This is a genomic window from Comamonas halotolerans (genome assembly GCF_030162935.1).
GTDB classification, from domain to species: Bacteria; Pseudomonadota; Gammaproteobacteria; order Burkholderiales; family Burkholderiaceae_C; genus Comamonas; species Comamonas halotolerans.
In genome coordinates, this window is record NZ_JASAUZ010000069.1 from 1 (window position 1) to 224 (window position 224).

At 65.2% G+C, this 224-nt stretch carries 1 protein-coding gene; it reads right to left on the reverse strand.

Translation table 11 applies throughout. The annotated features are described in order from the left end of the window. A partial coding sequence (locus tag QEP11_RS17525; protein ID WP_284337943.1) for a hypothetical protein occupies positions 1-224 on the reverse strand: 224 nt, incomplete at both ends.

Below are 224 nucleotides of genomic sequence, written 5' to 3' on the forward strand. Positions count from 1 at the left end.
TAGTGGTGGTCGCATCGGCAGGCACATTGCCCAGCGTTACGGTCACCGGCACATTGGCGCCCGCTTCCGTGTTGTTCAGCACGCCGTCACCGGCAATGACGCCTACGGTGACCGTGGTGCCCGACGTATCTGGAGCTGCGATATCCACCGCGTAGCTTTGCGAGCCTGTCACCGGTGCGCTGGCGTTGCCTGCCGCATCGGCAAACGTGGCCTCGGCCGTGACC